The 26139-nt window shown below is 60.2% G+C and carries 23 protein-coding genes; 15 read left to right on the forward strand and 8 right to left on the reverse strand.

The features are described from left to right. The first annotated feature begins 8 nt into the window (after positions 1-8). The 4 genes from ACYVI2_RS08435 (at position 9) to ACYVI2_RS08450 (ending at position 5048) form a co-directional block, all read left to right on the forward strand. A complete protein-coding gene (locus tag ACYVI2_RS08435; protein WP_415821643.1) occupies positions 9-2447 on the forward strand; it encodes an alpha/beta hydrolase in 2439 nt (812 codons plus the stop codon). 133 nt (positions 2448-2580) lie between these two features. Further along, on the forward strand, positions 2581-2838 hold the full coding sequence (locus tag ACYVI2_RS08440; protein WP_415821644.1) for a FeoA family protein: 258 nt from the start codon (positions 2581-2583) through the stop codon (positions 2836-2838). Continuing rightward, entirely contained in the window at positions 2831-4654 is a 1824-nt protein-coding gene (feoB, locus tag ACYVI2_RS08445; RefSeq protein ID WP_415821645.1) for a ferrous iron transporter B, read from the forward strand. Before ACYVI2_RS08440 ends, feoB begins: the two co-directional genes overlap by 8 nt. Positions 4655-4727: 73 nt before the next feature. After that, on the forward strand, positions 4728-5048 hold the full coding sequence (locus tag ACYVI2_RS08450) for a DUF6587 family protein (RefSeq protein WP_415821646.1): 321 nt from the start codon (positions 4728-4730) through the stop codon (positions 5046-5048). Positions 5049-5130: 82 nt separating this feature from the next. Here the strand turns inward: ACYVI2_RS08450 and ACYVI2_RS08455 are convergent, their stop codons facing one another. Then, positions 5131-6111 (reverse strand): Bug family tripartite tricarboxylate transporter substrate binding protein, encoded by a 981-nt coding sequence (locus tag ACYVI2_RS08455; RefSeq protein WP_415821647.1) that lies wholly within the window; start codon positions 6109-6111, stop codon positions 5131-5133. A 52-nt stretch (positions 6112-6163) separates the two neighbouring features. Continuing rightward, positions 6164-7639, reverse strand: coding sequence for a sulfatase-like hydrolase/transferase (locus tag ACYVI2_RS08460; RefSeq protein ID WP_415821648.1), 1476 nt, complete (start codon positions 7637-7639; stop codon positions 6164-6166). Between the two features lie 166 nt (positions 7640-7805). On the opposite strand from ACYVI2_RS08460, the gene ACYVI2_RS08465 reads away from it, so the two are divergent. After that, a complete protein-coding gene (locus ACYVI2_RS08465) occupies positions 7806-8711 on the forward strand; it encodes a LysR family transcriptional regulator (protein WP_415821649.1) in 906 nt (301 codons plus the stop codon). Here the strand turns inward: ACYVI2_RS08465 and ptrR are convergent. Next, the gene (ptrR, locus tag ACYVI2_RS08470; protein WP_415821650.1) at positions 8708-9586 is read right to left on the reverse strand and encodes a putrescine utilization regulator PtrR; all 879 of its coding nucleotides are present in this window, start codon (positions 9584-9586) and stop codon (positions 8708-8710) included. The genes ACYVI2_RS08465 and ptrR overlap by 4 nt on opposite strands. A gap of 120 nt (positions 9587-9706) precedes the next feature. On the opposite strand from ptrR, the gene ACYVI2_RS08475 reads away from it, so the two are divergent. Next, positions 9707-11089: an aldehyde dehydrogenase family protein gene (locus ACYVI2_RS08475; RefSeq protein WP_415821651.1), complete on the forward strand. Its 1383-nt coding sequence runs from the start codon at positions 9707-9709 to the stop codon at positions 11087-11089. Between the two features lie 48 nt (positions 11090-11137). Here the strand turns inward: ACYVI2_RS08475 and ACYVI2_RS08480 are convergent, their stop codons facing one another. Both ACYVI2_RS08480 and ACYVI2_RS08485 read right to left on the reverse strand, forming a co-directional pair. Next, the gene (locus tag ACYVI2_RS08480) at positions 11138-12094 is read right to left on the reverse strand and encodes a tripartite tricarboxylate transporter substrate binding protein (protein ID WP_415821652.1); all 957 of its coding nucleotides are present in this window, start codon (positions 12092-12094) and stop codon (positions 11138-11140) included. A gap of 88 nt (positions 12095-12182) precedes the next feature. Continuing rightward, on the reverse strand, positions 12183-13076 hold the full coding sequence (locus ACYVI2_RS08485; RefSeq protein ID WP_415821653.1) for a LysR family transcriptional regulator: 894 nt from the start codon (positions 13074-13076) through the stop codon (positions 12183-12185). A 110-nt stretch (positions 13077-13186) separates the two neighbouring features. On the opposite strand from ACYVI2_RS08485, the gene ACYVI2_RS08490 reads away from it, so the two are divergent. Both ACYVI2_RS08490 and ACYVI2_RS08495 read left to right on the forward strand, forming a co-directional pair. Next, on the forward strand, positions 13187-14371 hold the full coding sequence (locus ACYVI2_RS08490) for a TauD/TfdA family dioxygenase (protein WP_415821654.1): 1185 nt from the start codon (positions 13187-13189) through the stop codon (positions 14369-14371). Then, on the forward strand, positions 14368-15234 hold the full coding sequence (locus ACYVI2_RS08495) for an isocitrate lyase/PEP mutase family protein (RefSeq protein WP_415821655.1): 867 nt from the start codon (positions 14368-14370) through the stop codon (positions 15232-15234). The genes ACYVI2_RS08490 and ACYVI2_RS08495 overlap by 4 nt, the downstream gene beginning before the upstream one ends. Positions 15235-15333: 99 nt before the next feature. On the opposite strand, the gene ACYVI2_RS08500 is transcribed toward ACYVI2_RS08495, so the two are convergent. Continuing rightward, entirely contained in the window at positions 15334-16182 is an 849-nt protein-coding gene (locus tag ACYVI2_RS08500) for a DUF4189 domain-containing protein (RefSeq protein ID WP_415821656.1), read from the reverse strand. Positions 16183-16571: 389 nt separating this feature from the next. On the opposite strand from ACYVI2_RS08500, the gene ACYVI2_RS08505 reads away from it, so the two are divergent. After that, complete coding sequence (locus ACYVI2_RS08505) at positions 16572-17114, forward strand: hypothetical protein (protein ID WP_094822708.1); 543 nt, start codon at positions 16572-16574, stop codon at positions 17112-17114. A gap of 109 nt (positions 17115-17223) precedes the next feature. Continuing rightward, entirely contained in the window at positions 17224-17736 is a 513-nt protein-coding gene (locus tag ACYVI2_RS08510) for a hypothetical protein (protein ID WP_415821657.1), read from the forward strand. On the opposite strand, the gene pdxR is transcribed toward ACYVI2_RS08510, so the two are convergent. After that, on the reverse strand, positions 17730-19220 hold the full coding sequence (gene pdxR / locus ACYVI2_RS08515) for a MocR-like pyridoxine biosynthesis transcription factor PdxR (RefSeq protein WP_415821658.1): 1491 nt from the start codon (positions 19218-19220) through the stop codon (positions 17730-17732). The two genes, ACYVI2_RS08510 and pdxR, sit on opposite strands and share 7 nt — an antisense overlap. A 94-nt stretch (positions 19221-19314) precedes the next feature. On the opposite strand from pdxR, the gene ACYVI2_RS08520 reads away from it, so the two are divergent. Further along, positions 19315-19938, forward strand: a complete 624-nt coding sequence (locus ACYVI2_RS08520; RefSeq protein ID WP_415821659.1) for an FMN-binding negative transcriptional regulator — start codon at positions 19315-19317, stop codon at positions 19936-19938. Between the two features lie 268 nt (positions 19939-20206). Further along, a complete protein-coding gene (locus tag ACYVI2_RS08525; RefSeq protein WP_415821660.1) occupies positions 20207-22639 on the forward strand; it encodes a carbohydrate-binding family V/XII in 2433 nt (810 codons plus the stop codon). An 89-nt stretch (positions 22640-22728) separates the two neighbouring features. On the opposite strand, the gene ACYVI2_RS08530 is transcribed toward ACYVI2_RS08525, so the two are convergent. After that, a complete protein-coding gene (locus ACYVI2_RS08530; RefSeq protein WP_415821661.1) occupies positions 22729-24318 on the reverse strand; it encodes an IclR family transcriptional regulator domain-containing protein in 1590 nt (529 codons plus the stop codon). A 151-nt stretch (positions 24319-24469) separates the two neighbouring features. On the opposite strand from ACYVI2_RS08530, the gene ACYVI2_RS08535 reads away from it, so the two are divergent. Genes ACYVI2_RS08535 through ACYVI2_RS08545 form a run of 3 tightly spaced genes read left to right on the forward strand, consistent with a single transcriptional unit; the run spans position 24470 to position 26049 of the window. Next, positions 24470-25273 (forward strand): RraA family protein, encoded by an 804-nt coding sequence (locus ACYVI2_RS08535; RefSeq protein ID WP_415821662.1) that lies wholly within the window; start codon positions 24470-24472, stop codon positions 25271-25273. Positions 25274-25291: 18 nt separating this feature from the next. After that, complete coding sequence (locus ACYVI2_RS08540; RefSeq protein ID WP_415821663.1) at positions 25292-25759, forward strand: nuclear transport factor 2 family protein; 468 nt, start codon at positions 25292-25294, stop codon at positions 25757-25759. Next, a complete protein-coding gene (locus ACYVI2_RS08545) occupies positions 25756-26049 on the forward strand; it encodes a Dabb family protein (protein WP_415821664.1) in 294 nt (97 codons plus the stop codon). Before ACYVI2_RS08540 ends, ACYVI2_RS08545 begins: the two co-directional genes overlap by 4 nt. Positions 26050-26139: the final 90 nt, after the last annotated feature.

Below are 26139 nucleotides of genomic sequence, written 5' to 3' on the forward strand. Positions count from 1 at the left end.
GCCCGCTCATGAGCAGCAAACCGATCCTGTATTTGTTAGCGGGCAATGGCGGCGCGGCGGACTGGTGGGATGATGCGCTGCCTCACTTCACGCAGTACCAAGCCGTGCCGTTGGAGCTGCCGGGTTTTGGCGACAACCCAGCGCCTCCCTGCGATGACCTGGCGGCATACGCCCGAGCCTTGCTCGACGCAACAGAGCGAGGCAGCGCCATCATGGCCGTCGGCGTCAACGCGCTGCTGGTGCTGCATGCCTTGCAACGGCAACCGGGCCATTTCAGCCGCAGCGTATTGCTCGCACCCGTCGGCGCGTTTTTGTGGCAACGGCGGCTGCCTGCGCTCATGTCCCCACGGCCACTACGCAAAGCCATCCATTGGTTGTTGTCGAACAAACCCACGCTGTTCGCAAAGAAATTTTCCAATCAGAGGTGGACTCCCCAGCAATACGCACGCATGGGCCGCGGATACGCACGCTGCCGCGCCTTTATCCCGTATTGGGATTTGGTGCGCGCCGACACGGCGCTGCCTTTGCTGGAATGGATTACCGATCCGATCGAACTGATCTGGGGCGATCAAGACAATGTATTGGGCATTGCACAGGCTGCCGCATGGTCTGCGATCCTGGCTCGTGCAGATCTGACCATCAGCCTGAAGCCTGGCTGGGGTCATTATCCCTGGATCGATGCGCCTGCAGAATTCGTATCGTGGTTGGAATCCGGCGAACGCGGTTTTGTCGCGCATACCAAGGGCGGACGCCTGCGTTTGGCAGCGCTGGCAGGACAAGCTGTGCCGCCAGCGCTATCACTCAATGATCCATACGACGAACGACTGCAGCCATTCCTGTTGAGTCAGCCCGACGCGGCCTGGGCAGTGCGTTCCTCCAGTTATGGAGAGGATCAAGCCGATGCGGCCAATGCGGGGATGCATCACACCTTTCTACGCGAACGCGCCGGCGATGTGCCTGCGCGTATCGCAGAGCTCACCGCCTCAGGCATTGAAGAGGTCGTCGTCCAACGCTTCATCACGCCTGTCATATCCGGCATCGCGTTTGTACGCCACCTATCCGTGGAACTGGAATGGGTAGAAGGACATCTGGAATCTCTGGCCGATGGCCGCGTCACGCCGCATCGCGCGATTCTTTCTCGCATGACGGCATCGTGGCGCGAAGGTGAATTTGCGCCATCGCATGGTCTGACGGCCGACATGCTGTGGGCATTCCTGCAAAAGGTACTGCGAACTTTTCATTACGTCGCGGGCGACGTCGAGTGGGCATGGGATGGCACTGAACTCTGGTTATTGCAATACCGCCCGATCAGCGACTATGGCTGGCGACGGCACTTGACTTCGGCCAACATTGCCGAAATTCTGCCACCGCAGCCCAGTCGATTCGTCGAGTACGCCCAACGCCGTGCGGCAGCGAGTATCCCCGCCATCATGGCGCGCTGGGACCCACGCGTCCTGCAAGACAACGAACCGTTCACCTCGGTGTATGGCGGTGCGTCTTACATCAACAACGACCTTTTTTTGGCCCGCTTGGCAGATTGGGGCGTTTCCTCCCAGAACTATGCTGACGAAGTCGGCGGCGCCACACCCATCCTGCCCTGGCGGCCACTGCGGTTACTGCGTTCCTTGCCCCTGTTCCTGCGCATGCAACGCATCGCCCGCCGGCATTTATTGACGCTGGAAAATGGATTGCGGCGCTTTGACCAAGAGCTCTCGATGCTGATGGCTCAAGACGCGAATGGCCAACAATTGGCTGACTGGTTCACGCGGTTTTACGTGTTTGTCGTCCAAGGCAATCTGTGTATCGCAACAGCTTTGGCCAGCAGCGGCGGCAGCATGCTGGGACGTCCACCGACCGCCTACGACAACCTCGACAACAGCCCGCACCGGCTGCCGTGGGAAACCGACCCCGCAACGCCGCGCCCCCCTGCTATTGATTTACCGTTGCAGGCCTTTCCCCATTGGTCCGCCAGCATTTCACTCGCTCATTCGATGGGTCTACCCGGCCTGCGAGGTTATTACCTGCAGGTCCGCGAGTGGTACCGCGACAACCTGATGCGCCTGTTTTTCAAGCTGCATCATACGATGCCCGCAGCCGACGGCGCATACTGGTTCGCGGCACATCCCGACATCCGTACCCGCAACGGGAGTTTCTGGCAGAACGGCAGCGACGGCACGGAACAAGCCGTGGGTTTCATGATCTACCCAGGACGCGCCCAGGGCATACTCGGTCAAGACATCCTGCTCGAAGAAACGCTGGACCCCGGCCGACACGCCGACTACCAGGCAGCCCAAGCCGTCATTGCCCGCATGGGCGGGCGCCTGTCTCACGGCTCGACGCTCTTGCGCGAACTGCGCAAACCCTCGGCAGTCCTGCCGCAGGTAGACATGACGTGGTTGGGCCGAAAAGTCCTGTATCAAGACGGCGAACTCTCATTGATTGAATAAATAAAGGCATCGGCCCGACGAGTTTGCGTTCAGCCACCTGTCAGACCCGACAGGTGCGTCAACTTGGCATGGAGAGAATTCCTAATCGAGAGTATATTTTGCGACTTATTCTCATTCCAAATTTTCTCTTCGCATGAATTCCCTGCGTTTGTCCGATCTTGCCTTGCACGACCGTGCCGTCGTCGAGCAAGTTCTCGACACCTGTCCCTCTGACCCCATTTCGGCACGATTACGCGATCTGGGGTTTGTAAGCGGCGAGCCTTTACGATTGACCGCAAAGGGCCCGTTTGGCGGCAACCCGCTGCTCATTGCCATCGGCACGACGCGATTTGCCTTGCGCCGTAACGAAGCCGAGCGTGTCATTGTTCGTCGCGAGGCGGCACATGACTGACTCCGCAATGCGCATCGCGCTGGTCGGCAACCCGAATGCCGGCAAAACCGCACTATTCAACCGCCTGACCGGCGCACGTCAGAAAGTTGCCAACTATGCAGGCGTCACGGTGGATCGCAAAGAAGGCCGTCTGTCCACGCCTGGCGGCCGCGCCGTACGCGTACTCGATCTGCCCGGCACGTATAGCTTTGAATCTGCCAGCGCCGACGAGGCCATCACGCTGGCCGTGCTCAGCGGACGCTATCGCGGTGAGGCTGTGCCCGAAGCAATCGTATTCGTGATGGACGCCACCAACCTGCGGCTGCACTTGCGCCTGTTGCTCGAAGTCCGCCGCTTGGGATTACCCACCATTGTCGCGCTCAACATGGTCGACCAGGCCAAACGCCTGGGCATCAGTATCGATGTCCCGCAGTTGTCGCAGCGCCTGGGAATGCCAGTTGTTGAAACCGTAGCGGTACGCCGAGACGGCACCCAGGCCTTGATCGCGCAATTGGAGCTCGGCATTCCACCCGTCTCGCCTCATCGCGACTCCGGTGATCTGCACGCGGATGTACGCGCCATCATGGCCGACGTCGTGCGCCTGCCGACGGACACCAAGACACTGGACGACCATATCGACCGCTGGACGCTGCACCCGGTATGCGGCTTGCTGATTCTCGCGTTAGTCATGTTCCTGACTTTCCAGGCCGTGTATGCGATAGGCAAGCCGATGACCGACGCCATTGCCGACAGTATGGAATGGCTGGGCCAGACGTTGACAGCCTCAATGGGCGACGGCCCGCTCAAAGGGCTGCTCCAGGAAGGCATCTTTGGCGGGTTGGGCAGCCTGCTCGGGTTCCTGCCGCAGATCTTGACGCTGTTCTTTTTCATTTTGGTCCTGGAGGAATCCGGCTACCTGCCGCGTGCCGCCTTTCTGCTGGATCGCGCCATGCTGGCCGTCGGCCTGAGCGGCCGCTCTTTTATTCCGTTGTTATCCAGCTTTGCCTGCGCCATTCCCAGCATCATCGGTACACGCAGCATCCCTGATCGCAGGGACCGCCTCGTCACCATCCTGGTCGCGCCTCTCATGACGTGCTCCGCACGGCTGCCGGTCTATGCCCTGCTGATCAGCGCATTCATCCCGCATCGCCTGTTGTTCGGTGTCTTTAACCTGCAGGGCGCCGTCCTATTCGCACTCTATGCGGGCGGGATTCTCGCCGCGCTAGCTGTCGCCTACGTTGGCAAACTGCTGCGGCGGCGTAATCAAGAAACGGCCCTGCTCATGGAACTGCCACCCTATCGCCTGCCCAAATGGCGCGATATCGGCATCGGTCTCTGGGAACGCATCTGGATATTCCTCAAACGGCTCACGGGCGTCATGCTGGCACTGACCATTGTGATGTGGTTCATTGCCAGTTTTCCCAGCGCCCCTGCCGATGCCACGAATCCGGCCATTGAATACAGCCTCGCCGGGATATTGGGCCAATGGATACAGCCGCTATTCGCGCCGCTGGGATTTAATTGGCAAATCACACTGGCCCTCATTCCTGCATTTGCCGCGCGTGAATCCGCCGTCGCGACCTTGGCGACGGTGTACAGCGTCGCCGAGGGCCAGGACGCGATGTTGGGCAGCATGCTCGCCGGTAATTTCTCTGTCGCATCGGCGCTCTCTCTCATGGTGTGGTTCGCTTTCGCGCCGCAATGCATGTCTACGTTAGCCATCATCAAACGCGAAACCGGGAACTGGCGCATCGTCGTACTGTCTTTTGCGTATATGTTCGTGCTGGCCTATATCGCGGCCTTTGTGACTTATCGTTTGGCGATGGCCTGGTTGTGATAATGACTGCAAAACACGCATTGGATCGCCGTATTCGCATGAACCGCGCGCTTTATCTTTATCCGAGTTGGCCATGAATCCCAATAGTCCGCTCTGGCAAACCCTCGTAATGCTGATCGTGCTCGCCGCCAGCATCATCGGGCTCATCCTGCACTTCGTGCCCAGCCTGAAAGGGCGTATACGCAATGGGCTGGGAAATTTGCTGAGCCAGACGTACATGCCCAAAGCCGCACAGCAGTACGCCGCACGACATCTGGTTGTAAAACAAAGCTCGGCATGCGGTTGCTGCTCTGGTTGCAGCAGCTCTCCTCCGCCTGCTGCGACTATTTCTTTGCATCCACGTCGCAGGGGCGAGGTGCCTTCAGCCCGCCCGGACGCCAAACCGGCGCCCTGACGGGGTTGAACTCTTCACTTGCCCCATAAGCCAGGCGCGTCTGCTCGCCCAAGGCCCGGCGAGGCCCTGGCCGGCTTGCGCGCTACTGTGCCAGCTTGAGCCCGCGCTCCTTCACCATAGCCTCGATGGATTGCCGCTGGTCCGCGATGAACGATGCGAACGCGGGGCCGTTTTGCGTGTTCAGCCCGATACCCAGCCCCTGTAGTTGTTTCTGCACTTCCGGATCTTGCGCAGCGCGCTGCAGTTCCTGCGCCAGCCTGTCCACGATAGGCTGCGGCGTGCCCTTTGGTGCGAACACGCCATGCCATGACACGAAGCGATAGCCCGGCACGCCGGCTTCGGACAGCGTGGGCGTATCGGGGAAAGCCGGCGAGCGGTCCGCCGTCACCGCGAGCAGGTCCAGCTTCCCGGACTTCACCAGCGGCGTGGCTGCTCCGTCGATCATTGCGTCCACCTGCCCCGACACCACATCCGTCAGCGCGGGCGCGCTGCCTTTGTACGGAATCGGCAGCATGTCCAGCCCCGTGGCACCGCGCAGCATTTCCATGGCCAGTTGGCTGGGCGTACCGTTGCCGCCCGTGGCGTATGCCATCTGGCCGGGATGCGCCTTGGCATGCGCGATGAAATCCTGGACCGACTTGAACTTGTATTTCGGGTTGATGACCAGCAGCAACGAAATGCTGGTCAGGCGCGATACGGGCGCGAAATCTGCCTGCGCGTCGTAGGAAAGGTTGGGCATCGACAGATGGTTGATGGCATGCGTGGCGATGTCGCCCAGCAGCAGCGTGTAGCCGTCGGGGTCGGCCTTGGCCGCCAGTGCCGCGCCGATGGATCCGCCCGCGCCCGGCCGGTTGTCCACGATGACGGACTGGTGCAGGGCATCGCCCAGCTTGCGTGCAAAGATCCGCCCGATCACGTCCGAGTTGCCGCCGGCGGGGTACGGCACGACCAGTCGTATCGGCTTGTCCGTCGGCCACTGCGCGGCGCGCGCGAAACTCGATGCCATCGCCAAGGCCGAGCAGATCGCCAGCATGCCGGCAGCCACCGCTTTTAATCGATTCATGATGTCTGTCTCCATTGTCATTATTTTGGCCGTACCGCCGCAGCGGGCACCGCTATCCCGGCGAACCTACCGTTCGCGTCGGGTCGCTTAGCGGCGGCTGCGGATAATGCAGGCCGCGCTGGCCGCCAAACGCGCGGTCGGCGCTGCCGCGTGCCGGGTCCGCCGCAACGCCCACCAGGCGTCCGTCCCTGATCCATGTGTCGTCCACGCCCCATGCCTCGCGCACCAGCACCTGCTCCAGGCGCCGCCGCACCTCGGCGTAGCCGGATACGCCCGCCAGGTCGCGGCATTCGTACGGGTCTTCCTGGAGGTCGAACAACTGCAGCACGTTGCCCGCGGGATACCAGATCAGCTTGTGACGCCCGTCATGCGCCATGCGGGTCGCGAGTACGTTTTCCTTGCACTCGCCGTACAGAAAGTCGCGCCGCTGCGCGCCCACCATCGGGATGCCTTCGACCGTTTCGGGTACGGGCAAGCCGGCCAGCGACAACAGCGTGGGCATCACATCCTGCAGGCCCACCAAGCGGTGATCGACGTGTCCCGCCGCCACGCGCGCGTCGCGGGCGGTATCGACCAGGATCATCGGCACTTGCGCCGAACCTTCGTAGAACAGGCGTTTGGCCCATAGCCCGAACGCACCCAGCATGTCGCCATGGTCGCCGGTGACCATGATGATGGTGTCGTCCAGCAGGTTCTCTTCGCGCAGCGTGCCGATCAGCACCCGCAACTGGTGATCGATGTGCGTACAGAGCGCATAGAACGCGCGCCTTATGGCCTGCAGGTCCGGGTCGGAGCTGCGGATGGGCCAGTGGTCGCGGATGCTTTGCAGCGCGGGGGGCAACGCGCCCTGGTCCCAGTCGGCTTGCGGAGGCAGATCGATACGTTCGCGCTCGTACAGGTCCAGATAGCCGGCCAGCGGAACCAGCGGCGGATGGGGATGCGTGTAAGACACGTGCCAGAAGCCCGGGCGGCGCGGGTCACGCCGCTTGATCATTTTGGCGGCTTCGCGCGTGGTCCAGTTGGTGACATGCAGTTTCTCGGCAAGATGCCAGGGCCGGTATATGTAATCGTTGTTGTTCATGCCGTGCAGGTATTGCTCGCCAGCGGCGCCCTGCTCGGCCAGGAACATGTCATAGTCATCCACCGCACCCAGTTGCGGCCGCCCTTCCTCGGCTAGCAGGATGTCGTCAAAGCCGATCCGGTCGCGCTGCGGGTACAGGTGCATCTTGCCCACGGCATAAGCCTGATAGCCTCCATCGCGAAACGACTGTGCAAGCGTGGGCAGTGCGGGCATTTCCTGCGCGGGAGCGAAGTTGCGGTCGCCGTGCTTGCGGGGCGACGTGCCGGTCATGATCGTGCGGCGCGCGGGGATGCAGATGGGACACTCCGAATACGCACGCGGGTATCGCGTGCCCAGGCGCGCCAGTTGGTCGAGCGTAGGAGTCTGAATGACAGGATGGCCGGCGCTGCCCAGCAAAGCGCCGGGCCACTGGTCCACCATGACGAGTAATACGTTTGGACGAGGCATATGTTTCCTGGATGCGGCATGCCACCGCGAGGCCGGGCCTCTGGATGGCCGGCGAATCCCGCGGGAGCATGTGAATGGCCTAGTCTAGGTGGCCGTTCTTCCGTCCACAAGGGGTATGCCAGGAAGATCAGATATACTTTTTTAGTTATATCAGCCAGGAGTGGCGATGGCGCTTTCGATCGATCAATGGCGTCTGTTCGTCCAGATCGCGGACCATGGCAGCCTGACCAAAGTGGCCACCATGCGCGGCGTCGCGCAATCTGCGATCAGCCGGCAGCTATCGGCCATGGAAAGGCAATGCGGTGGCCGCTTGTTCCACCGCACCGGACGCGGCGTCGCGCTGACGGAGTCCGGCCAGCAACTGTATCCGCGCGTGCTGGCCTGGCTCGAAGAGGCCGACGCTCTGGGCAGCGACGCCGCTCGCGCAGTGGACCAGCCTGCCGGCCTGGTGCGGGTAGGCGTGCTGTCATCCATCAGCCACGAATGCCTCTCGCACGCCTACGACCAGGTCCGTCGCCTGCATCCGCACATACGGCTGCGCATCCGCGACGGGGTGGGCAGCGCAGTAGGCGAATGGCTGGACAATGGCGACATCGACATCGGCATCCTGATGCGCAGCGGCCGCGACAACCGCCGTCGTGAAAGCATCCTGTTCACCGCGCGGCATCTGCTGGTGGGCGCGCCGGGCGATCCGGCGACTCGCAGCACAACGGTGCCTTTCGCCAGCCTGCAGGGGCTGCCGCTGATACTGGCCGGGGCGCCCAGCGCCTTCCGGCGGCAGATGGATCAAATGGCCCGCCGCATGGGCGTGACGCTGAACATAGCGCTGGAATGCGATTCACTGCAGATCCAGAAACACATGGTGCTGCGCAACGGACTGTACGCCGTGCTGGCCGAACATGCGGTCACGCGCGAATGCGCGAACGGCGAACTGCAGGGCTCGCTGATCGTAAAGCCCTCGTTGACGCGCAGCATTACGCTGGCCATGTCGGAGGTGCGCCCGATGACGCTGGCTTGCCGCGAGGTAGCGCATATCCTGCGAAACAGCCTGGAAAAGCTCGGCCAGCCCTAGGCGGCAGCGGCTACCGGCGCATGTTCCTGCAATAACGCCGCAAACGCATCCAGCGCCCGCGAAACCGTATCGCTGCGCCAAACCAACCACGTCGGCAACACCGAAAACGCGCCATGCATAGGCCAGGCAGTCACCGACGTATACCCCGGCATGCTTTCCAGCATCGCTCGGGGCATGATCGCAAGGCCGCCACCCGCACTGACACACGCCAACATACTGTGATACGACTCCAGCTCCCGCACTTTACCGGGAATGGCTTTGTCAGCTGCGAACCATTTTTCGAAATGATGGCGATATGAGCAGTTTTGACGAAACACATAGATCGCCTCGCCAGCCGCATCGCGGCCACGGCGAATCGGTGCGTGCTGAATGGGCGCAATGACGACCATTTCCTCCTCAAAGACGGGGACACCTCTGAGCGCAGGATGATTGATCGGACCATCGACAAGCGCCGCCACCAGACGGCCGTCCAACACCCCATCGATCATCGGCCCAGACGGCCCGGTAGCCAGATCCAGCTCCACCTTGGGATAACGGCCATTGAACTCAGCCAGCACAGCAGGGATACGAACCGCCGCCGTGCTTTCCAATGCACCGATAGGAAACCAGCCCGCAGGCTCCGTGCCGGAAACCGCCGTACGCGCCTCCTCGACCAAGCCGAGAATTCGCTGTGCATAGTCCAGAAAATTATGCCCCGTGGCCGACAAACGCAGCCGATTGTTCTCGCGGATGAACAGGTCCACCCCCAAGTCCGACTCCAGTTGTTTGAGCCGGGTGGTCAGGTTAGAGGGCACACGGTGCACCGCCTCAGACGCCGCGGCAATGCTCTTGTGCGCCGCAACGGCACAGAAAATCTCCAGCTGAACCAAATCCATCGGTTTCCCCTCTCCGCAGACATTCTCGATTCGAGAAAGAAACGATTATAAATATTCAGTTTTATAAACTCCATCCGCCGCGTATTCTGCCGGAAGTCGAATTCCTTGGAGACCGCTCTCATGGCCAGCAACACGCACGCAATATCCCTGAACCCGGCTACCGGCGAACAAATCGGCGCCTACGCCTTTGGATCCGCTGCCGACCTGGAAACGGTGCTTTCCCAAAGCGCCAAGGCCTATACCAGCTGGCGCCGCACGCCTCTGGATGTGCGCAGCGCCGCGCTGGCCCGGCTAGGACAGGCCTTGCGTGCGGACACTGATCGTTTGGCAGGCATGATCACTGCCGAAATGGGCAAGCCTATTACCCAGGCACGCGGCGAAATCACCAAATGCGCCGGGTTATGCGACTGGTATGCAGAGCACGGCCCCGCCATGCTGGCCAGCGAGCCCACCCAGATTGAAAACGACAAGGCCAGGATTGAATATCGCCCGCTGGGCCCGATTCTGGCCGTAATGCCGTGGAACTTCCCGATTTGGCAGGTGATTCGCAGCGTCGTACCTGCACTGCTGGCGGGTAACACCTACATCCTGAAGCATGCCCCCAACGTCATGGGCAGCGCGTATTTGCTGCGCGAAGCGTTCGGCCGTGCGGATTTCCCGCAAGGCGTGTTCGAAGTCGTCAACGTGCAGAACGACCTCGTCTCACAGGCGATTGCCGACGACCGCATCGCCGCCATCACGTTGACCGGCAGCGTCCGGGCTGGCTCGGCGATCGGCTCGCAAGCCGGCTCTGCCCTGAAAAAATGCGTGCTTGAACTAGGTGGTTCGGATGCATTCATCGTCTTGGCCGATGCCGATCTGGACGAAGCCATCCGCGCCGCCGTCGTCGGCCGCTTTCAAAACACGGGACAAGTTTGTGCAGCCGCCAAACGTTTCATCGTCGAAGACAGTGTTGCGGACGCCTTTACAGAAGGCGTTGTCGCCGGCACCAAAGCACTGGTCATCGGCGACCCCACTGACCCGTCGACCTATATCGGCCCCATGGCCCGTTACGATCTGCGGAACGAACTCGATGCGCAAGTACAACGCACACTGTCAGAGGGCGCGAAACTGCTTGTGGGCGGACAGAAGATCGATGGCCCGGGCAACTACTATCAACCAACTGTGTTGGCAGATATCGTCCCTGGCATGACCTCGTTCCGTGAAGAAATCTTCGGTCCCGTGGCATCCATCATTCGCGCCGCCGATGCCCGCAATGCCCTGGAACTGGCCAACAACAGCCAATTCGGCCTGACCGCCAGCGTCTTTACCAAGGATCTCGCAGCGGCACAGCAGATCGCGGCCGATCTGGAAGTCGGCGGCGTATTCATCAATGGCTACAGCGCCAGCGATGTCCGCGTCGGATTCGGCGGCGTCAAGAAAAGCGGCTTTGGCCGGGAACTGTCCCACTTTGGCGTGAGAGAGTTCTGCAACGCACAGACTGTGTGGTTCGATCGCAAGTAATCCATGGCGAGCTGCAGCCGCTGCGCAATGCGCAGCGGCGTGCTGCCATCAACCTGCGCTGGCGCCCGACGCTTTCACGACCTTGCCCCAGCGATCGATTTCAGTCTGCAAAAAGCCCTGAAACTCGGCTGGCGTGCCGCCCTGGGCCACCAGGCCCTCATCCAGCAAACGACGTTTGATCGCTGCGTCATTCATGATCTGCGCGACGGCTTTCGACAACTGTTCAGTACGAGCCGCATCCACCCCCGCCGGCCCCAGCAAACCATACCAGGCACTGAAGTCATAACCCGGCAAAGTATCGGCAATAGGCGGAATATCGGGGTATTCGCTCATACGCTGAGCACTGCTGATACCCAAAGGCTTTAGTGCCTTTGATGTCAACTGGCCTTTAGCCAAGGCCGCTCCGGCAAACATCATGCTGACTTGACCGCCCAACACATCGGTCATCGCCGGCGCCGTGCCTTTATAGGGCACCAGCAGCAGATCTATCTCCGCTTGCATCTTGATTACCTCGGCCCCAAGATGACCTGCAGAGCCGATTCCCGGCAATGCCATACTCAATTTTCCCGGCTCGGCTTTTGCCAGCGCGATCAGTTCAGCAACATTATTCGCCGCAATAGAAGGATGCGCCAGCAAGATCGATGGCGCATCGGCAACATGAGATACCGGCGTGAAATCTTTGATCGGATCGAACGGCAAATTGGGATACAACGTCGCGTTGATCGCATGGCTGGTGTAGCACATCAGCAGCGAACGGCCATCAGGGGCGGATCGTGCGATCTCTTGCGCCGCGATATTACCGCCTGCGCCCGGGCGGTTTTCCACCACAAACGTTTCGCCTAATACGCGTCCCAGCTCTGCCGCCAATACACGTGCGACCGTATCGGTGCCACCGCCTGGGGTGGCGCCGACAATGACGCGAGTAGTGGGTGTTTGCGCCTTGGCCATTCCTGATGCTGCCAACGCACAGGCGCCGAACATTCCCATGAATGTTCTTCTTTGCATAGATGTCTCCGTCCATCCTATTTGGTGTCTGCCCGTAGTCTAGCTATAGACGGTAGATTCAGAATAGCGAAGTTATTTGACTTGTTTGCTAAGAGTTTTTGATCAACTTCTGATATTCCGTACAGGCCATGGCCATCGCCTCGCGTACCACCGCCAACGGCCGGCTATCGTCATCCGCCTTGCGGCTCACCATGGAAAGCTGCAATACCGGGGCGGCCTTACCCAAACGGAATACGCGCGCGGGATAACTATGCAAGACGGCGGAATCGGGCCTCTGCACCACCGATATGCCCAAGCCAGAACTCACCATCGCCACAATCGCCGCCGCGTTATCGAATTCCAGCGTACTGCGCACGTCACCGATCTGAGTATTGACGTACTGTGCCGCCATGGTGCCAGACACGGTCTTGCGGTCGTAACGTATCCACTCCAATTGGCGAAACAGTGTGGGAATCGGCGTGTCAGGGGTATCGGGCGGCGTAATCAGCACCAATTCCCGGCGCAACATCGGCGTCCACGACATACGGCCCGCTTTGGCGCCGGAGGGCTCGGCCACCAAGGCGGCATCAATCTCGCCCGCCTTGACTGCCGCTGTCAAACCGCTGCTGCGGCCCCGGATAGGCACAACGTCCAGCTTGGGATGCCGGGCACGTATAAAGCGCAACATGCCTGGCAACACGATGGGCTGCATGGACTCGATAACGCCCACTCGCACAACGCCCTCGATGGCGAGCACCGTACCAGAGCGCAATGCATCCAGCCCCTTTAGTGCGTCACGCACGGTATCGGCGACCTCATGCGCCAACTGGGTAGGCCGTACCTGCAACCCCGAACGATCAAAAAGCGGCTTGCCCAGGTAACCCTCGAGCTGCTTCATCTGCATGCTCACCGCACTGGGCGTGATATTCATCAGTCTCGCGCCCCCCACAAAGGTGCCTGTCTGCAGCACGGCTTCCAGCGTGGCAAAGGTCTCGATCTTCATCAAATTCTCTTATGAAATTCTTCAAATAACATCGCTATTCTAAACGAAGCGGCGTCCTTACACTGGCGGTTAGTGGTCCTCTGACATTCTTATCCATTACGGAGACGTACATGCACGCCATCGATTCCGCCATGCGCCCACAGCCTTGGACAGCTGAACAAGTACGCCAGGACGACTCCTGGATTTTGCGCCTGACCGACGAGCAAGTCGACGGCGTCCAGGCAGCATTGGCACATGCCAAACGCCTGGACAAACCCCTGCTCGCGATGGAACAGGCCGATTTCCCGCTATCGGCCGCCGCTCAGGCTGCCCTGCACCAAGCCATCGATATGACGCAGCGCCGTTGGGGCATGTGCTTGCTGAAAGGTTTTCCCGTCAATGACTGGAGCGAGGACGACACGCGCCTGGCCTATTGGGGCCTGGCGTTATACATGGGCGTGGGCCGCACGCAGAACCGCGCCAGCCAGTTCATCAACGATGTACGTGACGCCGGCGGCGAATACAAGGTCAAAGGCGGCCGTGGCTACAACACCAATGCGGGCCTGGATTTTCACCAAGATTCCTGCGACGTCGTAGCACTGCTTTGCCGCCGCACCGCCAAATCGGGTGGCACCAGCAAAGTCGTCAACTCAATTGCGCTGCGCGATGAGGTCCTCAAACGCCGCCCCGACCTGATTGCCGCGCTGCAAACCCCGTATTTCCACAGCTATCAGGGCACTCAAGACCCCACCCAACCGCCCTACTATCAGTTGCCCATTCTCGGCTCGCAACCGGAATATTTCTCCGCGCGCACCAATCGCAAAAACATCGTTGCCGCGCAACGCGATTTCCCGGAGATCCCGCGCCTGACCACCGCACAGACCGAGGCCCTGGACCTGCTGGATGAACTCATGCCCAGCGAGCGCTTCTGCTACTCGATGGAACTTGAGCGTGGCGACATGCAGTTGCTGAACAACTACGTGACGCTGCATTCACGCACGCCGTTCGAGGATTACGAAGAACCCGACCTCAAGCGTCATCTGCTGCGTTTGTGGCTGGCCGTCCCCGGCTCGCAACCCCTGCCTGAGGACTGGGCGACGTACTACGGCGACGTTCGTGCGGGTGCAGTACGCGGTGGCGTCCGCGGCAGCTCCATTACTGAAGAGTTCCTCGCCTACGAAAAGCGCCAGGCCGCAGCGTTGAACATGCCCTTCGAAACATGGCGTCCCAAGATCACCAAAGAACAAATGGAAACCATCGTCGCCGATTTGGCTGCTCAATCCAACGACACCGTTACTGCAGGGAACGCCGCATGAACCAGATCAACTTGCGCGAACGCCTCGTACAAGGCCCCGCGATCTTGGCCCCCGGCGTCTACGATCCATTGACCGCGCTGATCGCCGAACAAGCCGGTTTCGACGCCCTGTATTTGTCAGGCGGAGCCGTCGCCTATACTCAGCTGGGCCGATCCGATGTCGGCTTGACCACCGCCACGGAAACCGCCGATGTCCTGGCGCGCATCACCGACCGCGTGCAACTGCCCGTCATCGTCGACGGTGATACCGGTTACGGCAATGCGCTCAATACGCAGCGCACCGTCCGCGTTTTCGAGCGTGCCGGTGCCGCCATGATTCAACTGGAAGACCAGACATTTCCAAAGCGTTGCGGCCACCTGGAAAACAAAACTTTGGTTTCCACGCAGGAAATGTGCGGCAAACTGCGCGCGGCCCTGGATGCGCGCCATTCATCCGACACACTCATTCTGGCCCGTACCGACGCCGTGGCCGTCGAGGGCCTGGATGCCGCAATGGAGCGTGCCGATGCCTATCTGGCATGCGGTGTCGATGCGCTATTTATCGAGGCCGTTGTCTCCGCTGACGATATGGACCGGGTCTGCGGCAAGTACGCCACTCGTATCCCCCTGCTGGCCAACATGGTCGAAGGCGGAAAAACGCCGGTGGGCAGCGTGGACGAATTGTCTGCACGCGGCTATCGCATCGTGATCTATCCCGGTGGCACGGCGCGTTTTGTGTCGCGCCAATTGCAGCGCTACATGGCCAGCCTGAAAACCCACGGGACAACCCGCCCCTTGTGGGACGAGATGAATAATTTCGACGCGCTCAATGGCCTGATAGGTACACCCGAGCTATTGGAGCTGGGGCGTAAATACGAAGCCTGATAACGCACGCAACGCGCGTTGAGAAGCGATGCGTACAACACGACGCACCCCAATGCGATCATTGCGTTGCAGTTCCACGGCCAGAGCCTGGCCGTGGAATCAATTCGGTTTTTCGTCAAATCCCGGATAGCCGTCGATATAAGCACGCCCCGAACAACGAACCATGGCGACACAACTGGAAGTGCCCCGCTTGGTATTGCACGTCGCACGGGCTTCGTTTCGTGCAACGACGGGATCGGGGTTAAGCAGCGTGAAACTCGTCCCACGGCCCTTGACGCCCTTCTCCCAGGCCAATCCAACGCAGCTATCGGTGTAGGTCAGCAGTTTCGTGCAGCCTTTGCACTCCTCCCATTCGAGCAGCGTTTTAACGGCTTCCTCTTCGCTGGGATAGTCGTCTGCATATTGCAAACCACCGGTTTCTGTTTCCGTAATGGCGCCCCAATAGCCGCGCTGATCCAGCTTGGCTGACAAGGCCTCCAGCTGAGCCGACGTCGCCTTTGCCGCTGCCTGATTATGCTCAGGGCTATAGCCCGGCCCTACGCAAACAGGCAGCATAGCCAGCTTGCACTTGCCCGGCGGACTCTCGGCGGTACAACGGCGGATGGCCTGTTTGGCGGCGATTTCAGGAGACGCGCTATAACCCGGAAACAGCCGTCCTCCCGTATCGCGTGCCCATGTCGAACAACTGTCGGCAAACCAATTCAGCGCCTGGCATTTTTTGCCGCCGGCACGCTTGCATTCGGCCACCGCGGCAGCCTGCGCCTCCTCAGAGCTTGTCTCGGGCAATGCCCAATACAGCTTTTCGAATTTCTCGTCCGTGGACGTCGCACCGTAGAACCTTTCAGTTTCCCCATGAACCGGCGAGAGCGCCAATACCGAGAACAGCGCAAGCACGGTGCCGGCAGCGCGTATGAGGGGCAAGCAACGGGAGAGCAAATGGATAGGCATCTTCAGGGGTTCAGGTATCAAGGCGTACTACGCCATGGCGGCATGCAGGCAAGCAGTCACTGGCACACCATGGCTCTGTCACAAATCGGCACGATCTTAGCAAAGCCCCTCAGACTTTCTGACACGAGATGTCACGCAGGTCTGCATATTACGTAACAATTTTTATTTAATACGAGGGAAAACGATTTCCATCTTCGGTAAAAATATCGGCGTTTCTGCACCCTGCAGAAAAAAGACGACGTAAACGAAACAAGCTGAACGTCACGAAACGAAACAAAATGCGCCACCCCAAAATTCGTATTCCGCCCCATAACGGCAAACGCTGTGGCATTGTGCGCGGAACCCCGATACGTCACATCCAGACATCACAACATCATTTAGGTCTGCACATGTCCCGCTGTTCCCGACTGGGCATTTTTGCCGCACTGCTGGCCACGCTGGGCCTGAGCGCTTGCGCCCCTATGCCGTCTGGCGGCAGCTCTTCGCTGCCCTCGCTGAGCGGATTGCTACAAGGCGATTTTTCCCTATCCCCCAGCGTGAACATTGCCCGAAATATGAAAGGCCGCTCTATCGATGACGCGATTGCCGCCTTGGGCGAGCCATCCAAACAGCGCCCCGTCGGCAACACCATGGAATTGGAGTGGTCGGATTACCAGGCTCAGCCCTATCAAGCATGGGTCTCTGACGGCAGCAGCCAGCAAGTGGTCGGCATGATCCCCGGCTCCAGGGGCGGAGCCGCGACACCTGTTTTCCAACAGACCAACTACGGCCACTACGAAAACCGCACATCGGTCTACGAATGCACGGTCCTGCTACGCATGCAAGACAGCGTCATTGTCGATACCAGCGTACAAGGCAACGTATGCCCCGAATTCATCTCGGCATTGCGCAAATGGGCCGGTGAGAAAGAGGCTCGCAATTACATGGACTGATCGCCGCTGACATGATCGGCGTTTAGAATCCGGCAAATCCATCCAGGTTGAATCGACAAGACCCGCCATGCACACGATCTCTTTTCACTTTTGCATTGGAAAAAAAAGAATGCAGCGTCTGGTTTTTCTTACGCTCGGCCTCGCCCTGAGTGCCTCTGCCGTCATGGCGGCGCCCGACACCACACAACAAAAAGAACCTGCACCGGCCGCAACGGCTGCCGCAGCCAGCGCTACTGCACTCGCTCCCGTGCAAAAAACCGAAATCCGCGACCAGACTGCCTATGAACGCCTGATGCACAACAGCGGCGTCACCCTGCAATGGCTCTGGTCCGACGAACGGGGTCATCTGGTCGCAACGGATAAAAACGATGTCGTCAGCATCGCAGGCACACAAGAAAACGCCGAAGGCGCGCTCGACATTACAGGCGATATCGTCTCGATCGACAAAGACCGCTTTCTCTTTCGCGGCACCATCCTGATCGTGGACGCACCGGATCAAGGACGCCGTTGCGAGCGCACCGGCGATTTTGAATTCAAAGCCACAGGCAAACGCCGCTACTGGCGCTTGCAGCAAATGCAGACCTGCGATCACCTGACTGATTACGTCGATATCTATTATTGAGGCGCCAATACTGCCAGCGACGCAATCACCGCCGCCAGGACGCGCACGCCCTCGCCAATAGCATTCAAGTCCAAGCTCGCATAGCCCATGATCAACCCCGCAGGCCGAGAGGCCTTCGGTGACGCGCGCGCGGCATATAACGGGGAAACCGGATAAACACCCAACCCCTTGTCGCGCGCTGCAGCCACCAAAGCGGCTTCATCCTGACAGCGCAAAGACGGCAGCCATAACACCACATGCAGCCCTGCCGCTGTTCCCACTACCTGCACATCAGGCGGCAAACACGTCCCCACCGCATCCAGCAATGCCGACCTTCGGCGTTCGTTTGCACGGCGCATGCGGCGCACGTGACGCTCGTATGCGCCGCTCTCTATCAACGACGCCAGCACACGTTGTTCCAGCACAGGAGCATGACGATCAACCAATTGCTTGGCTTGACGAAAAACATGCACCAACTCAGCAGGCAACACCAAGTAGCCCAGCCGCAACTGCGGCGACAAAGCCTTGGAAAACGTACCGACGTAAATCACTCGGCCATCAGGATCCATGGCGTGCAACGCATCGATCGGACGCTGGCCATAACGAAACTCACCATCGTAGTCGTCTTCGATCAGCCAGGCCTGATGCTGTTGTGCCCATTGCAACAGCTCCATACGCCGGCCCACAGGCAACACGCCTCCTAGCGGAAACTGATGCGACGGCGTCACATATGCCAGCCGCACGCGATCATCCATAGGCAACCGAGCCGTATCCAGCCCGTGCTCATCCACCGGTATCGCCAAAGGCTTGGCCCCTGTCGCCTCAAAACAGCGCCGTGCCATCAAATAGCCTGGGTCCTCAAATACGAATTTATCTCCGGGATTCAACAGCAACCGCGCACAGAGATCAATAGCCTGCTGGGAACCATGCACCATCATGATCTGCTCGACGTCACAGGCCAGCCCGCGCGCACGCCTCAAATATCCTTGAATGGCATGCCTCAATGCCGCATCCCCCTCGGGGGCGATGTAGCACAGGCTGTCCTGCTGCCGCAGCAATTCCGCCAAATAAGCCCGACGCCAGGCCAATGCCGGAAAATCCCTCGACGCCAACGCGCCATATCGAAAATCAATCGCCGGTGCGGACACCGGACGCTGCAAGTCGGCCATGGCCACCCGGCGCCCAAAATCCGACAACACCGCCTCGGGCGATGCGGGCTGTGCGCGCCCTCGAGGCAAGGAAGCGGCCTGGGCCAATGGTACGGCGACCCGGGCAGCGCGGCCGGCCGCCGTCACCAGAAACCCCTCCGCCGCGAGCTGCTCGTAGGCCGCCGTCACCGTCGTACGTGACACCCCCTGCTCTATCGCCAACGCACGCGTAGACGGCAGCCGGGCTCCCGGCACAAACGCACCGTCCACGATTTGAGCCCGCAACCACGCATAGAGACGCCGTCCCGCTCCTGTAGGCCCCGCTCCCGTACTAGAAACAGCATCAAACTGGCTCATTTAAATTACCAAAAACTGGATCTTCTTATTGTGCCAGTTTCACGCAGAATAGCGTCATCTCCTGCCAACCATGCTATGCACCTGTCAAATCGCCATGTATATCCCCTCCCATTTTGCTGAAACCCGCCCGGAAACCCTGCATCGCATCATTCGCGAACATCCGCTGGGCATCCTGATCACGCATGGGAACAATGGACTGGATGCCAATCACATTCCCTTCGAACTGGACCCTGCTTCCGGCACAAACGGGCGACTGTCCGCCCACGTCGCACGCGCAAATCCGGTCTGGCAAACCTGTCCGGCCGGGTCCGAAGTCCTAGTCGTCTTTCGGGGCGCCGAGGGCTACATCTCGCCGAACTGGTACCCCAGCAAGCACGAGGCGCACCGCCAAGTCCCCACCTGGAATTACGAGGTCGTACACGCTCATGGCATTCTCACCATCCACGACGACGAACGCTTCGTGCGCCGCATCGTTGCGCGTCTGACCAAAACACACGAGGCGTCCGAACCCAAGCCATGGAAAATGGGCGACTCCGAGCCTGCATTCATCAATGAAATGCTGCAACACATCGTAGGCATAGAAATCGAGATCACATCGCTAGTCGGCAAGCGTAAACTCAGCCAAAACAAAGACATCCGCGATCGACTGGGCGCCGTCGATGCCCTGCAGGAACGTGGCGCGGCTGAGTTGTCAGCCTCGATGCGGCACCCCGATTAAACCGCCGCGAAAAAACACGACCAATCAACGCTGGACACTCCCTGATAAGTACCATTAAATACGACAGCCTTCTGATCTTTTGCACGCACTGATATCCGTAGCGCACAATTTGCGACTATAGAGAATGCGGTCAAAGTGGAACTTTTGCCGGCTCCGCTGACTCAGAGGTGAACGTTAGATGTGGATGTCCTGCCTTGCCCTTTGGCTTCCCTGACGTAGCGAAGCCACGCTCCCCTATAAAACGAAAGCCCCTCCCGAGGAAAGCTTCATGTTTCAAACAACAAAAAGCGTGCGTACCGCGGCCATCGTCGCGGCTTTATTCACTACTCCGTTAGCCGCCAGCAGCGTCAGCGTCTTTGCGCAACCTGCACCACAACAAGCCGCTGCACCGCAACCCCAGAGCGCAGCCCCCCAGTGGCCCCGCACGCTGGAATTTCATGGCACGCGCTACGAGGTCTACCAACCCCAAATCGATACCTGGACCGGCAATCGCATCACAGGCCGCATGGCCATCGCGATGGGCCCGAGTAATGGCCAACCAACATACGGGGTAGCGGATTTCAGTGCCGACGCCAATACCGACAAAGCCAACGACGAAGTCCACCTGACGCAATTGCAGATCACGCGTGTCCAGGTCCCTACCGCGCCGGACAAAGCACAAGCCATACGGGACCAGTTCAGCTCGCGCCTGCCGGTTGAGTTGACGCTGCGCCTGAGCGAACTGCAACTGAGCTATGCCGCCTCCAAGCAGCTATCGAGCCTGAAGGCCATGCCGGTCAAAAATACGCCACCGCGCATCTTCGTCGAAAACGCGCCCACCGTATTGATACTGGTCGATGGCGACCCCGTCCTGAAACCCGTCGCGCACGCCGATGGCTGGCAACGCGTCGTCAATAGCCGGGCCTTGATTTTGCGTGCCACAAATGGCGACTATCACGTCAACGCAGCGGGCTATTGGTACACCTCGCGTTCATTATCCGATGGCTGGCGCAGCGAACCCCCATCGCAAGGCCTGCTCACCGTCGCCGCAACCGCTGCACAACAGGCACCCGTCGATCCCATGCTCGCAAAAGGCGCGGCACGCCCTCCCGCCGCGCCTGGTTTGATCGTGTCTTCCAAACCTGCAGAACTGGTCCTGATCCGGGGCCAGGCACAGATGCGCCCCGTGCAGGGCACCAACCTGCTGTCCGTCAACAACGCCGATCATGCTTTGTTCATGCAGCCGGCAGACAACCGCTATTACCTGCTCGTGTCGGGACGCTGGTTCAGCGCCTCGACATTGAACGGCACGTGGAGCTATGTTCCCGGCAACAAACTGAGCGCCGACTTTGCGCGTATCGACGTACATGATCCACAGGCTGGCGTGCTCGCCTCGGTGCCCGGCACACCGCAAGCCAAAGAAGCCCTCATTGCCTCGACCATCCCTCAGACCGCGACCGTATCGCGCACCAAGGCCACGCTGCATGTGGACTACGTCGGTGGCACACCGAATTTCGACCGCGTCGCCGGCACGCAATTGCGTTATGCCGTCAACACGTCTGTGCCGGTGATTCAAGTCACCAGCAACGAGTACTACGCCTTGTCCCAAGCGGTATGGTTCACCTCCAGTTCACCGCAAGGTCCCTGGCGCGTCGCGGCTTCCGTACCGGCGGCGGTCTACACCATCCCTCCTGAATCGCCTCTGCATTACGTCACATACGTGCACATCTATGGTTCCACGCCGGACACTGTCGTCGTCGGCTATACCCCCGGTTACTTGGGCATGATCGCCGGCCCCGATGGCACGGTGGTCTATGGCACGGGCTACACCTATCCTCCCGTCATTGTGAACAACAGCTGGGTCGGCTATCCGCCCACCTATGGCTATGACGCCGCACTGGGCACTGCCGCGGGGTTTGCCTTCGGCTTCGCCATGGCCGACATGTGGGGGCCCGAACCCTATTGGGGACCGTACGGCGGTTTCCCGTACTCTCGCGGCGTGGACATCAATACGGTCAACGTGTACGGCGGCTGGGGACACGGCACCGTCACCCGCAGCGTGGGCTATAACAACTGGACCGGCAACGAATGGCGCACTGCGCATGCCGACGGCTATAACGCCGCCACCGGCAGCCACTTTGAGGGATCACGCGGTGCCGATTACAACGCCTACACCGGCAATGCCGCCGCGGGACAGCGCGACGCCTACAGGAACAACTCGACCGGCGTCTCAGGCGCCAGCCGCTCGGGTGTCGTCGAAAACGACGATGGCCAGTGGCGCGCCGGCCGGCAAAGCGTGCGCAACAATGCCAATACCGGACGCACCGTTGTCTCCAGCACCACGGCCAACGGCCAGGCCGGCGATGGCGCAGACAACGTGGATCGCCGCGGCGTCGCGCATGACAGCCACACCGGCAACTCCGTCGCATGGAACAACGGTCACGTCTACGGCGATGCCAACGGCCATGTCTACCAGCATTCCGCTGACGGTGGCTGGCAGACACACACCTCGTCAGGCTGGCAACCGGTCCAGCGCAGCGATTTTTCGTCCGGCAATGTGTCGAACTATCTGAATGACCAGCGCCAGGCTCGCGACTGGAGCGATGACCGATTCAACGCCATGCGCGGCGACTCAGACTTCGCAGGACGCTTTGGCGGAGGTGACCGTTTTGGTGAAGGACGTTTCGGGGGATTCGGAGGTGGCCGAGGCTGGCGTCGGTGAGCCCCTGGATATCTTCGATGTTCGATTCAGCACGGGATGGTGACGACACCGCCCCGTGCGATTGCCAGTCGTTCACAAGCCTTTGATCTTCACAAATCCAGCAACAGCAATCGCCCCGACAAGGGCGCAGTGCCCAAAGCATCAATAGACACGCGATGCCGTTCGGTCGTGATCGCCAATTGTGCCGCGCCGTCCGGACGTTGAATCATGGCCAAGTCGGTCGGACATGGCACAGGCAGACCCACCACGCGATCCAGCTGGCCATCCCGCGTCAAGCGAATCACTGACCAGCCATCAGCCAGTGCAGTCCAGATGCCGCCTTGCGCATCGAATGCCAGCCCACTGACTCGGCCTGACCCTCGCGGCAAACTCGTCAACCGGCGAACGGCGTTCTCGCCGGGCCGCAGCATCACAATCGATCCAGAGCCCTGCAAGGCCGCATACAACGTTTTCTCGCCGGCATGCCAAGCCAAGCTTTGTACAGGCTCACCAATCCGCCAGCGCACGTCCAACGTACCATCGGCACGCAATAATCCTATCGCCGCCCCTGATTCCGGCAGACCGCATGCAACCCAAATAGCCTGCTCTTCGCCATTGCACAGTGCCAGCACCGAACCATTGACCCATGACACTAATGCCGCCGCCGTTCCATCAGCACCGACCCGCTGCACCCCAGACCCATGCACGACGGTGACACCATCCCCATCATGGACCAAACCAATGATGGGGGCCTCCACGCGGCAGATTTCCCGATCCTCGCCGTTCTCATACAAGCGTAGCGATGGGGCGAGCACATCTGCCCACCACAGCTTCCGTCCGTCATCCGATGAAATCGGATGTGCTCCATGAAACGCCCATCTACCCGGCACCGCGGTGACAGACGCTTCGGCATCCGCGTTCGTGTCAGCCGCCTGCGTCTGTAATTGCGCGCCCACTCGCCGTGCTGCCTCCGCCACCTCAGGGCCCAGCAGTTCCAGACGTTCCCGGGTCAAACGATACGCCGGCCCCGCGACACTGATCGCACCCCGCACCTGACCTGCACTGTCGATGACCGGCGCACCCACGCAGCGCACACCGAGCACGATTTCCTCATCATCGATGGCATATCCACGCGCACGGGTAATACCTAACTCCGCATGCAGTCGACGGCGATCGGTAATCGTCAACGGCGTCAACGCTTTGAGTACGGCATCCCGAACGAAACTCTCACGTTCCGCATCCGGCATCGCCGACAGAATCGCTTTGCCCTGGCTCGTGCAGTGCACAGGCTTGCGCTCACCCAGCGCTGCCGCAGAGCGCTGGCTATGCGCGCCATCGCAGCGCTCCAGCGAAATCACTTCCCGCCCGTCCAGCGCGGCCAGATAGGTAGTTTCTCCCGTCAAATCGCGCAACAGCCGCAATTCATACGCGGCAGCTGCCACCAGGTCCGGCATGGCATAGGCCTGACGCGCCATTTCAAAACAACGGAACCCCAGGCAATACACCTTGCGCAATGGGTCCCGCCGCAATAGACCGCGCGCGACCAGCGTCGCCAGCAAGCGATACACCGTCGTACGCGGCAATGCCAGGCGGTCGGCCAACTCGCTTTGCCCCAATCCCTCTGGTGCCGTGCCTACTGCATCCAACACATCCAGCGCTTTCTCGAGGGCGCCGGTGCCCTCGCCTGTAGAGGTGGCCATGGTTTGTCTCAAATGGTGGTACTGGACCCGCCATCGCCGCCAGCGGGTATCGGTCAAGCCATTCTATTTCACCTCAAAGCTCACTAGGATGAACCCATGTGCACCCTCAACACCATGCACCCCTTCAATCCCACCATGTGAGACAGACATCATGAAAGACGTGCCAGCGCCCTTGACTAACATTCCTCAACGCGCTCCGGCCCCGTATGTGCCCGATTCGGTGCTCGATCGTCTGGCCAAGGCAACCAGCGGTTCATTGACCACTCAGCTCTATATCAAAGGCATCCGGCAACCGGTATTGCATGGCTTGCGCCCCTTGAATAAAAAGATCAAACCCTTTGCGGGCCGCGCCTACACGATGCGTTTCATTCCCGCTCGCGAAGACGTGGATTTCTACGGCAATCTGACGACCTCTCCCAATGCCGACAACCTGCAATGGGTAGGCGTAGAACAAGTCGAGCCCGGCCATGTACTAGTCATCGACAGCAATCAGGACGGCCGTGCGGCATCCATGGGAAATATGCTGATCACCCGCATGATGATGCGCGGCGCGCGCGGTGTCGTCACTGATGGCACCTTTCGCGATGGCACCGAGCTGAGCAACATGGATTTCCCGATCTGGAGCACAGGCGTCACCGCCACGACACGATTGAGCTATCACCATGTCGCGGACCTGCAAGTCCCGATCGGGTGCGCAGGCGTGGCCATCTACCCTGGCGACGTTATCCACGGCGATGGTGACAACATCACAGTCATCCCCGCTCACATGGCCGAGGAAATGGCGGACCTCTGCGAAAAGCGTGACGACATCGAAGCGTATCTCGCGCTCAGAGTACAGGCCGGTGAACCACTATGGGGACTGTATCCGCCTGGTGACGCCACACGCGAACAGTACAAGCAATGGATTGCCGCAGGCCGCCCAGCAATCGCCCCCGCCCAGCCTGCACGTCGCTGATTGCACCGAGGAACCATCATGTCCGAATCCTTCACTCCCGAATACTACGCCGCACTCATTCGACGCTACTTTGACGCCTGCAACGCAGCAGACTACGATGCGCTCGTGGATTGCTTCACGCCGGATGCCGTGCACTACTTCCCCGCCGGATTACCGGAAGTCCCTTGGCGCAGCGCTGACACGATTGCCCGCAAATGGGTATGGTGCGTCGAGACATTGGGCTCGCAATGGACCATCGAACGCATCATCGTCAGCCATGATACGCCCGAGGCTATGATCGAGTGGACGCACTGGAAAAACAAGCAGGGCACGGCCTTGAGAGGCGCGGAGTGGTATGACTTCGATCCGCAGACAGGCAAGATCTCTGAAATTCGCGCCTACTATGCCTCGCCTGCCGATCCCAAAACCCCCATTAACGAACTCGTGGATTTCGATTATTCGGGCCGAGGCTATCACCTGAAAAGTGCAACGAGGGCAGGCGAATGATCCGTCACATCGTACTCTTTCGCCGCCGCACCGACGTCGCTCCAGACGCGCAACGCGAAGCCGAACTGGCGGCACGCATGACGGCTCTCGGTGCAGACATTCCTGCCATTCAGTTCTGGCGCGTCGCGGCCAACGAATTCGAACGCCCCATCAGCTGGGACTACGTGCTCGAATCGGAAGTCGCAGATGCTGAGGCTCTCGACGCCTATCTATTCCATCCGTTGCATCAGGCTTTAGTCGCAGACTTAAAGCCCTATTTCGAATGGGCGGCGGTGGACTATACGGTTTAGACATCCTCTGGCCGGGAATCATGAGTGCTATTGGACGTCGAAGCGGGGCAGTGACCGTGTTGGCGCTTCACGGAGTCGGTCGGCCGCCTG

This window comes from Bordetella tumbae (genome assembly GCF_054780995.1).